The sequence below is a fragment of the Streptomyces sp. NPDC059037 genome (genome assembly GCF_042740015.1).
Taxonomy (GTDB): domain Bacteria; phylum Actinomycetota; class Actinomycetes; order Streptomycetales; family Streptomycetaceae; genus Streptomyces.
In genome coordinates this window covers 8,680-17,522 of record NZ_JBHYIG010000205.1, presented here as the reverse complement: position 1 = coordinate 17,522, position 8,843 = coordinate 8,680, and the positions used below count along the sequence as shown (strand labels likewise).

The following is an 8,843-nucleotide window of genomic DNA, read 5'->3' as shown; positions in this document are numbered from 1 at the left end:
CCCGGGGTGGGGGGGGCCCCGCGCCCCCCCGCCCCCCCCCGCGACGCGGCCCGCGGCCCCCGGGCGCCTGCCGGGCGTCACCGATGTACGCAGTCCCTACGAGGACCGGGCGGCCGTCTCCGGGGACGGCACGATCGCGTACGCGACGGTCACGCTCGACGCCACCTCGCGCGAGGTGGCGAAAGAGGACGTACGCAAGGTCATCGACACCGCCGGGTCCGTCGCGGGGGACGGACTCGAGGCATCGGTGGGCGGTGACGCGGTCCGTGAGGCGGAGGAGGGCGGCGGGGGTCCGGCCGAGGGCGCGGGCATCCTGGGCGCCCTGGTCATCCTCGTCTTCCTCTTCGGGTCGCTCGTCGCGGCGAGCCTGCCGGTGGTGACCGCGCTGTTCGCCGTCGGGGGTTCGATCGGCCTCATCACGCTGGCCTCGCACCTGGCGAACGTCGCCGACTTCACGCCGCCGATCATGATGCTGGTCGGGCTCGGTGTCGGCATCGACTACGCGCTGCTGATCTTCTCCCGCTACCGGGGCGAACTGCTCAAGGGCGTCACCCCGGAGCAGGCCACGCGCACGGCCCTGGACGCGGCGGGCCGCACCGTCTTCTTCGCGGGCTGCACGGTCATCATCGCGCTGATGGGCCTGGTCGCCCTCGGGATCGGTTCGCTGCAGGGCGTCGCGCTCGCGGTCGCGCTGACCGTCCTGGTCACGATGCTCGCCTCGCTCACGCTGCTGCCCGCGCTCCTCGGTGTCTTCGGCCGGCGCATCCACCGGCACGTCATGGAGCGTGCGGCCAAGCGTGAGCGGCGCAACAGACCGCCGGAGGGGGCTCGTTGGCGGCGCTGGGCCGAGCGGGTGCAGCGCCGTCCGTGGGCCGCGCTGCTGCTGTCCGTCGTGGCGCTCGGCGCGCTCGCAGCGCCGGCCGCCGGTCTGCGCCTCGGCTTCGCGGACGCGGGCAACGACGCGGAGTCGTCGACGAGCCGCCAGGCCTACGACCTGCTCGCGGAGGGCTTCGGGCCCGGCTTCAACGGCCCGCTGGCGATCGTCGCCGACGGCGGCGGCCGGCCCGCCACGGAACGGCTCCAGAGCGCCCTCGCCGAGACGCCGGGCATCGCCGCCGCGAGCCCGCCCATCCCGGCCGATGACGGTTCGGTCGCCACGGTCATGGCCTTCCCGGACAGCGCACCGCAGGCGGAGGCGACGTCGGACCTGGTGGCCGCTCTGCGGGGCAACGTACTGCCCGCCCTTGAGCGGGAGACCGGGGCGGAGTTCCTGGTCGGCGGATCGACCGCCGCCACGGAGGACTTCGCGCACACGGTCGCCGACCGCATGCCGCTGTTCGTCGCGATCGTGGTCGGCCTCTCGGCCCTGCTCCTGTTGCTGGTCTTCCGGTCCGTGCTGATCCCCCTCAAGGCCGCGCTGCTCAACCTCGTCAGCATCGGAGCGGCACTCGGCGTGATCACACTCGTCTTCCAGCACGGCTGGTTCGGCGTCGAGCCGGGTCCGATCGAGGCCTTCATCCCCGTCATGATCTTCGCGATCGTCTTCGGGCTCTCGATGGACTACGAGGTGTTCCTGCTGTCCCGCATCCACGAGGAGTGGGAGCGCACCAAGAACCCGGAGGCCGCGGTCCGCGAGGGCCTGGCCGCCACCGGAAAGGTGATCACGGCGGCCGCCGCCATCATGATCGTGGTCTTCGCCGCGTTCATCCTCAGCCCCGACCGGATGCTGCAGCAGTTCGGCCTCGGCCTCGCCGTGGCGATCCTGCTCGACGCCCTGGTGATCCGCTGCCTGATCGTCCCGGCGGCGATGCAGCTGCTCGGCCGCCGGGCGTGGTGGCTGCCGGATTGGCTGCGCACGCTGCTTCCGAAGGTGGAGCTGGAGCGCCGCGCGACGTAATGGGGTTGCCGTGCCCCGCGCCCGCTGCTGGAGTGACCGGATGGATCACGAAGCGGTGCTTGCGGAGTACGACCGGCAGATCAGGCGCGAGGCGCGCAGCGACAGCCCCGGCGCGCGGGTCGAGCGGGTCGGGGCCGTCGTCCGGCAGACGGGCGCGGCACACGACTGGAACGGCATCCACTGGGCGGACGTCGACGCGGCCACGGCGGACGCCACGATCGCCGAGCAGGTGCGGTACTACACCGCTCTCGGGCGCGAGTTCGAGTGGAAGCTGCACTCCCACGACCGCCCGTCTGACCTCGCCGACCGGCTGCGGACGGCCGGCTTCGTGCCCGAACCGCCGGAGACGGTGATGGTCGCCGAGGCCGCGGCACTGCCCATGGAGCCCGAACTCCCGGAGGGCGTACGCCTGCTCCCGGTGACGGACGCGGCCGGCGTCCGGCTGATGGCGGACGCCCACAACGTGGCGTTCGGCGAGGACAGCTCGGGACTCGGCGAGCGCCTCGCCAAGCGGGTCCTCACCCAGCTGACCGAGACCCCGGACGCCATCGTCGCCGCCGTCGCGATGGCGGGCGACGAGCCGGTGAGCTCGGCGCGCATGGAGTTCTGGCCCGGCACCGACTTCGCAGGACTGTGGGGCGGCGGCACCGCACCGCGCTGGCGCGGCAAGGGCATCTACCGTGCACTGGTCGCCCACCGCGCCCGGATCGCCGCCGAGCGCGGCTGCCGCTACCTCCAGGTGGACGCCTCCGACGACAGCCGCCCGATCCTCCAACGCCTGGGATTCGCACCGCTGAGCGTGACGACGCCGTACGTGTACACGCCCTAGTCGCAAAGAAGTCGCCCTTGCCGCCACAAAGGCGACAAGGGCGGAGGTTTCACGTGCAACACCGATCAGCGGATCGGCATCCCCGACAACGTACGCGCGATCACCAGGCGCTGGATCTCGCTCGTGCCCTCGAAGATCGTGTAGATCGCGGCGTCGCGGTGCATGCGCTCCACCGGGTACTCGCGCGTGAAGCCGTTGCCGCCGAGGATCTGCACCGCCTGCGCGGTGACCTTCTTGGCGACCTCGCTCGCGTACAGCTTGGACATGGAGCCCTCGGCCGACTCGAACTTCTTGCCGGTGCTCGCCATCCACGAGGCACGCCAGACGAGCAGACGGGCTGCGTCGATCTGCGTACGCATGTCGGCGAGCTGGAAGGCGATGCCCTGGTTGTCGATGATCGGGCGACCGAACTGCGTACGCGTCTTGGCGTACTCCAGGGCCTCCTCATACGCGGCACGGGCCGTACCCACGGCCATGGCGCCGACCGCCGGGCGCGAGGCCTCGAAGGTGGCCATCGCCGCGTTCTTGACGCGCTCGCCGCCGGACTTCGCGCGCTCGCGGGCGCGGGCCAGGCGCTCGTCCAGCTTCTCCTTGCCGCCGAGCAGGCAGTGCCCGGGGATCCGTACGTCCTCCAGGACGACCTCGGCGGTGTGCGAGGCGCGGATGCCGTGCTTCTTGAACTTCTGGCCCTGGGAGAGGCCGGGGGTGTTCGGCGGGACGATGAAGGAGGCGTGCCCCTTCGAGCCGAGCTCGGCGTCGACGACGGCCACGACGACGTGGACGTTGGCTATGCCGCCGTTGGTCGCCCAGGTCTTGGTGCCGTTGAGGACCCACTCGTCCTTGGCCGCGTCGTAGACGGCGCGGGTGCGCATCGCCGCCACGTCCGACCCGGCGTCGGGCTCGGAGGAGCAGAAAGCGGCCACCTTCACGTCGTTCACGTCGCCGTACATCTGCGGGATCCAGGTCCCGATCTGCTCCTCGGTGCCGTTGGCGAGCACGCCGACGGCGGCCAGGCCCGTGCCCATGATGGACAGGCCGATGCCCGCGTCGCCCCAGAAGATCTCCTCGGTCGCCATCGGGATGCCGAGGCCCGTGGGGTCGAAGAACTGCTGGGCGTAGAAGTCCAGGGAGTAGATTCCCAGCTTCGAGGCCTCCTGGATGATGGGCCAGGGCGTCTCCTCGCGCTCGTCCCACTCGGCGGCCGCGGGGCGCATCACATCAGCGGCGAAACCGTGGAGCCAGTCCCGGACCTCCTTCTGTTCGTCGTTGAGCTCCATGGTGAACTCGGCCATGACCCCTCCAGGACCTGCGATCAAGACAAGCGTTACTTGCGGTAACGGGAGTCTGTTACCGGCCGGTAGCCGCTGTCAACTCCCGGCCGCCCGTTCGATCGGCACATCCTGTGGGGTGTTACGTTGCGCGTGCGTCACGCAATCGCACGGGCGGGGAGAGAAACGCTATGGAGACCACCACACAGCAGACCGAGCAGCAGCGGTCTGCCGAGCGCCGGCGGCGCGAATTGCTGGAGGCCGCCGACCGGGTGGTGCTGCGCGACGGTCCCGGTGCCTCGATGAACGCCATCGCCGCCGAGGCGGGCATCACCAAGCCGATCCTGTACCGCCACTTCGGCGACAAGGGCGGTCTGTACGCCGCGCTCGCCAAGCGGCACACCGATGCGCTCCTCGGCTCGCTGCGCGCCGCCCTGGACGCCCCTGCCGAGCGCAGGGAGCGGGTCGAGCAGACCCTCGACACCTACCTCGCGGCGATCGAGGCCCGCCCGCAGGTGTACCGGTTCCTGATGCACCCGTCGGACGGCGCCACCTCCGGCGAGCAGGGTTTCGACGTGGGCCTGCACTCCGCCCCGGTGCTGCGCCGCATGGGCGAGGAACTCGCGCAGGTCATCGAGGAGCGGATCGACCTCGGTCCTGGCAGCGCGCAGCTCGCCCGCGTGTGGGGGCACGGCATCGTCGGCATGATGCACGCCGCCGGCGACTGGTGGCTCGGCGAACGGCCGTGCTCGCGCGCCGAGTTGGTCAGCAGCCTGGCCGATCTCCTCTGGGGCCGGCTCGCGGCGGCGGCCGACCGCGTCGGCGGCCCCGGCTTCTGAGCGGGCCCCGGGCCGGGGTTCAGCCGCTCCAGGACGCCTTGGCGGCGGCCCGCAGCACCCTGCGCCGCCGCCAGCCGGTGACGTGGTCGGTGTAGACGCCGCCCTCCAGGTGGTCGCACTCGTGCTGCAGACAGCGCGCGAACCAGCCGGTGCCGTGCACCCGCACCGGCTGCCCCAGCCGGTCGACACCCTCCACCACCGCGTGGTCGAAGCGCGGCGTGCTCGCCTCCAAGCCCGGCAGCGAAAGACAGCCCTCGGGCCCGCGCACGCTGACGCCGCCCGCCTCGACCAGGCGCGGATTCACCACGTACCCGAGATGGCGCACGTCCTCGTCGTCCGGGCAGTCGTACACGAAGACCCGCTGGTTCACGCCGATCTGGTTGGCGGCGAGGCCCACGCCCTGGGCGGCGTACATCGTGGCGTACATGTCCTCGATGAGGCGGGCCAGTTCGGGGCCGAAGTCGGTGACCTCCGCGCACCGGTTGTGCAGCACGGGGTCACCGAGCAGGGTCAGGGGTCGTACGCGCCCTGAGGCGCCCGGGATCGAGCCGTGTCGCATGGCGGCAAGGGTACGGTCCTTGGAGAGCCCCGGGCCGGGGTGGTGCCGCGGTTCGGGCTTGCGAGTGGATCTCGATAGGCTGAGGTCCATCGCGTTGCCGGGGGCAGACGCGGCGCCGTACGCAAGGAGGATCCAGAACTGATGGCAGGCAACACGGACCCGCTGTCGCCGCGGGCCAAGCTGGCCGTGACGGCAGGCAAGGCCGCCGCGGCGGTGTCGCGCGCGGCGGGCCGCGGCAGCGGATCGGTGATCGGCGGCCGCGTGTCACTCAAGCTCGACCCCGACCTGCTCGGGCGACTGGCCACGCACTTGGACGTGGTGCTCGTCTCGGCCACGAACGGCAAGACGACCACGACCCGGCTGCTCGCGGAGGCGCTGCGCGCCGCGGGGCCCGTGGTGTCGAACGCGCTGGGCGCGAACATGCCGGCCGGTATCACCTCGGCCCTCGCGGGCGGCTCGGACGCCAAGTACGGCGTGATCGAGGTCGACGAGAAGTACCTCGCCGGTGTCGCCCGTGACGTGGAACCGAAGGCGATCGCGCTGCTCAACCTCTCGCGCGACCAGCTGGACCGCGCCGCCGAGACCCGCATGATGGCCGAGAACTGGCGTGAGGGCCTCGCGGGCTCCAAGGCGGTCGTGATCGCCAACGCGGACGACCCGCTGGTCGTCTGGGCCGCGTCCTCGTCCCCGAACGTGGTGTGGGTGGCCGCGGGCCAGGAGTGGAAGGACGACGCCTGGTCCTGCCCCTCCTGCGGTGGCGTGATGCAGCGCCCCGGCGACGACTGGTTCTGCGGAGAGTGCGGTTTCCGCCGCCCCGCGCCCAGCTGGGTGCTCTCCGGCGACCACGTCCTGGACCCGCACGGCTCGGCCTGGCCGATCCATCTGCAGCTGCCGGGCCGCGCGAACAAGGCCAACGCCACCACGTCGGCCGCCGTCGCCGCCGTCTTCGGCGTGCCGCCGCAGGTCGCCCTGGAGCGCATGTACCAGGTGCAGGCCGTCGCGGGACGCTACGACGTCGTGCAGTTCCAGGGCCGCGATCTGCGTCTGCTGCTCGCGAAGAACCCGGCCGGCTGGCTCGAAACGTTTTCGCTGATCGACCCGCCGCCGACCCCCGTGGTGCTCTCCGTCAACGCCCGCGGCGCCGACGGCACCGACACCTCCTGGCTGTGGGACGTCGACTACACGCGTCTGGCAGGACACCCGATCTTCGTGCTCGGGGACCGCAAGCTGGACCTGGCCGTGCGTCTTGAGGTCGCGGGCCTGGACTTCCGGGTCTGCGAGTCCCTCGACGAGGCCGTGCAGCTCGCGCCGCCCGGACGGATCGAGACGATCGCGAACTACACCGCGTTCCAGGACCTGCGCCGCCGCGTCGGCAACTGACCCCACCGGACCCTCTAGACCCTCGTAGGGACGAATGAGCATGAGCGACAACAGCCTGCGGCTGGTGTGGGTCTACCCCGACCTGCTGAGCACGTACGGAGACCAGGGCAACGCCCTGGTCGTGGAGCGCCGCGCCCACCAGCGCGGCCTCCAGGTCGAGCGCTACGACGTGCGCAGCGACCAGCCGGTGCCCACCTCCGGCGACATCTACCTGATCGGCGGCGGCGAGGACCGCCCGCAGCGTCTGGCCGCCGAGCGGCTGCGGCGCGACGGCGGTCTGCAGCGCGCGGTCGGCAACGGCGCCATCGTCTTCTCGGTGTGCGCGGGCTACCAGATCCTGGGCAGCGAGTTCATCAACGACCTCGGCCAGCGCGAGCCGGGCCTCGGCCTGCTCGACGTGGTCTCCACGCGCGGCGAGGGCGAGCGGTGCGTCGGCGACGTCCTGGGCGACATCGACCCGCAGCTGGGCCTGCCCCCGCTGACCGGCTTCGAGAACCACCAGGGCATCACGCACATCGGCCCCTCCGCGCGCCCCTTCGCGCGCGTCACGCTCGGCCGGGGCAACGGCACGGGCGACGGCACCGAGGGCGCGTACAACGGCACGGTCTTCGGCACGTACATGCACGGTCCGGTCCTGGCCCGCAACCCGCAGATCGCGGACCTGCTCCTGAAGCTGGCCCTCGATGTGAACGCGCTGCCGCCGACGGACGACCGCTGGTACGAGGCGCTGCGCGCCGAGCGCATGAACGCGGCCCAGCAGCCCGCCTGAAGCAGCCCGCCTGAAGCCCTTGCCGCACAAGTGAGCGGCGGCGTCCAGCAGTCGGACGCCCGGTGCGGCCCCGCCCCCTGCCGCCTATAGGGTGGCGGGGTTCCAGCCGGACGACGTGGTCCGGACTTCGGCCCACGTTGCAAAGGTTTCCCGGGCTATGCGCATTGGTGTCCTGACCTCCGGCGGCGACTGCCCCGGCCTGAACGCCGTCATCCGTTCGGTCGTGCACCGCGCCGTCGTCGACCACGGCGACGAGGTCATCGGCTTCCACGACGGCTGGAAGGGTCTGCTTGAGTGCGACTACCGCAAGCTCGACCTTGACGCGGTCGGCGGCATCCTGGCCCGCGGCGGAACGATTCTCGGCTCGTCCCGCGTACAGCCCGCGCATCTGCGCGACGGTGTGGAGCGGGCCAAGGGCCACGTCCAGGACCTCGGTCTCGACGCGATCATCCCGATCGGCGGAGAGGGCACGCTCAAGGCGGCCCGTCTCCTGTCCGACGGAGGGCTGCCGATCGTCGGCGTACCGAAGACGATCGACAACGACATCGCCGTCACCGACGTCACCTTCGGCTTCGACACGGCCGTCGGTGTCGCCACCGAGGCGCTCGACCGCCTCAAGACGACCGCCGAGTCGCACCAGCGCGTCCTGATCGTCGAGGTCATGGGACGGCACACCGGCTGGATCGCGCTGCACTCGGGCATGGCCGCCGGTGCGCACGCCATCGTCGTGCCGGAGCGCCCCTTCGACATCGAGGAGCTCGCCGCGAAGGTCGGCGAGCGCTTCGCCGCGGGCAAGAAGTTCGCCATCGTCGTGGCCGCCGAGGGCGCCAAGCCGGCCCCCGGCTCCATGGAGTTCGACGAGGGCGTCAAGGACATGTACGGCCACGAGCGCTTCGCGGGCATCGCCACGCGGCTCTCCGGCGAGCTGGAGCAGCGCCTGGGCAAGGAGGCGCGTCCGGTGATCCTCGGGCACGTCCAGCGCGGCGGCACCCCCACCGCGTACGACCGGGTGCTCGCCACGCGCTTCGGCTGGCACGCCGTGGAGGCCGTGCACCGCGGCGAGTTCGGCAAGATGACGGCGCTGCGCGGCACCGACATCACGATGGTGCCGCTCGCCGAGGCGGTCGAGACGCTGAAGACGGTGCCGGACGAGCGCTACGCCGAGGCGGAGTGCGTGCTGTAACGCAAGGCGATTCGAACGGCCCCCCGCCCCCACCCCCGCCCGGGGGCGGTGCTGTTTGGGTGGGGGCAACCCACCCCCCACCCCACCAAAACAAAACCAGTGATGGTTTACACCCCGCG

At 71.8% G+C, this 8,843-nt stretch carries 8 protein-coding genes; 6 read left to right on the top strand and 2 right to left on the bottom strand.

Annotated features, from left to right (window positions below; translation table 11 throughout):
• Nucleotides 1-1,897 (top strand): MMPL family transporter (locus ACFWY6_RS32315; protein ID WP_384697948.1); only part of this gene is annotated, 1,897 nt, incomplete at its 5' end.
• Between the two features lie 40 nt (nt 1,898-1,937).
• The gene (locus ACFWY6_RS32310; protein ID WP_384697945.1) at nt 1,938-2,726 is read left to right on the top strand and encodes a GNAT family N-acetyltransferase; all 789 of its coding nucleotides are present in this window, start codon (nt 1,938-1,940) and stop codon (nt 2,724-2,726) included.
• A gap of 65 nt (nt 2,727-2,791) precedes the next feature.
• Here ACFWY6_RS32310 and ACFWY6_RS32305 read toward each other — a convergent pair whose 3' ends face one another.
• Entirely contained in the window at nt 2,792-4,018 is a 1,227-nt protein-coding gene (locus tag ACFWY6_RS32305) for an acyl-CoA dehydrogenase family protein (protein WP_266873680.1), read from the bottom strand.
• A 167-nt stretch (nt 4,019-4,185) separates the two neighbouring features.
• Between ACFWY6_RS32305 and ACFWY6_RS32300 the strand changes: the two genes are divergently transcribed.
• Nucleotides 4,186-4,833, top strand: a complete 648-nt coding sequence (locus tag ACFWY6_RS32300) for a TetR family transcriptional regulator (protein WP_266873681.1) — start codon at nt 4,186-4,188, stop codon at nt 4,831-4,833.
• A gap of 19 nt (nt 4,834-4,852) precedes the next feature.
• Here the strand turns inward: ACFWY6_RS32300 and def are convergent, their stop codons facing one another.
• The gene (gene def / locus ACFWY6_RS32295; protein WP_384697942.1) at nt 4,853-5,392 is read right to left on the bottom strand and encodes a peptide deformylase; all 540 of its coding nucleotides are present in this window, start codon (nt 5,390-5,392) and stop codon (nt 4,853-4,855) included.
• A gap of 141 nt (nt 5,393-5,533) precedes the next feature.
• Here def and ACFWY6_RS32290 point away from each other — a divergent pair, with 141 nt between their 5' ends.
• The 3 genes from ACFWY6_RS32290 to ACFWY6_RS32280 all read left to right on the top strand — a co-directional run bounded on the left by ACFWY6_RS32290 (nt 5,534) and on the right by ACFWY6_RS32280 (nt 8,724).
• Nucleotides 5,534-6,772: a MurT ligase domain-containing protein gene (locus ACFWY6_RS32290; protein ID WP_361814068.1), complete on the top strand. Its 1,239-nt coding sequence runs from the start codon at nt 5,534-5,536 to the stop codon at nt 6,770-6,772.
• A gap of 40 nt (nt 6,773-6,812) precedes the next feature.
• The gene (locus tag ACFWY6_RS32285; RefSeq protein WP_384697939.1) at nt 6,813-7,541 is read left to right on the top strand and encodes a type 1 glutamine amidotransferase; all 729 of its coding nucleotides are present in this window, start codon (nt 6,813-6,815) and stop codon (nt 7,539-7,541) included.
• Between the two features lie 157 nt (nt 7,542-7,698).
• Nucleotides 7,699-8,724 (top strand): 6-phosphofructokinase, encoded by a 1,026-nt coding sequence (locus ACFWY6_RS32280; protein ID WP_384697936.1) that lies wholly within the window; start codon nt 7,699-7,701, stop codon nt 8,722-8,724.
• The last annotated feature ends 119 nt before the right edge of the window (nt 8,725-8,843 follow it).

What these genes read in the sequence shown, in the direction of transcription:
- def (WP_384697942.1), bottom strand. Translation starts at nt 5,392, where the DNA reads ATGCGACACGGCTCGATCCCGGGCGCCTCAGGGCGCGTACGACCCCTG.
- ACFWY6_RS32300 (WP_266873681.1), top strand. Translation starts at nt 4,186, where the DNA reads ATGGAGACCACCACACAGCAGACCGAGCAGCAGCGGTCTGCCGAGCGC.
- ACFWY6_RS32280 (WP_384697936.1), top strand. Translation starts at nt 7,699, where the DNA reads ATGCGCATTGGTGTCCTGACCTCCGGCGGCGACTGCCCCGGCCTGAAC.
- ACFWY6_RS32310 (WP_384697945.1), top strand. Translation starts at nt 1,938, where the DNA reads ATGGATCACGAAGCGGTGCTTGCGGAGTACGACCGGCAGATCAGGCGC.
- ACFWY6_RS32305 (WP_266873680.1), bottom strand. Translation starts at nt 4,018, where the DNA reads ATGGCCGAGTTCACCATGGAGCTCAACGACGAACAGAAGGAGGTCCGG.
- ACFWY6_RS32290 (WP_361814068.1), top strand. Translation starts at nt 5,534, where the DNA reads ATGGCAGGCAACACGGACCCGCTGTCGCCGCGGGCCAAGCTGGCCGTG.
- ACFWY6_RS32285 (WP_384697939.1), top strand. Translation starts at nt 6,813, where the DNA reads ATGAGCGACAACAGCCTGCGGCTGGTGTGGGTCTACCCCGACCTGCTG.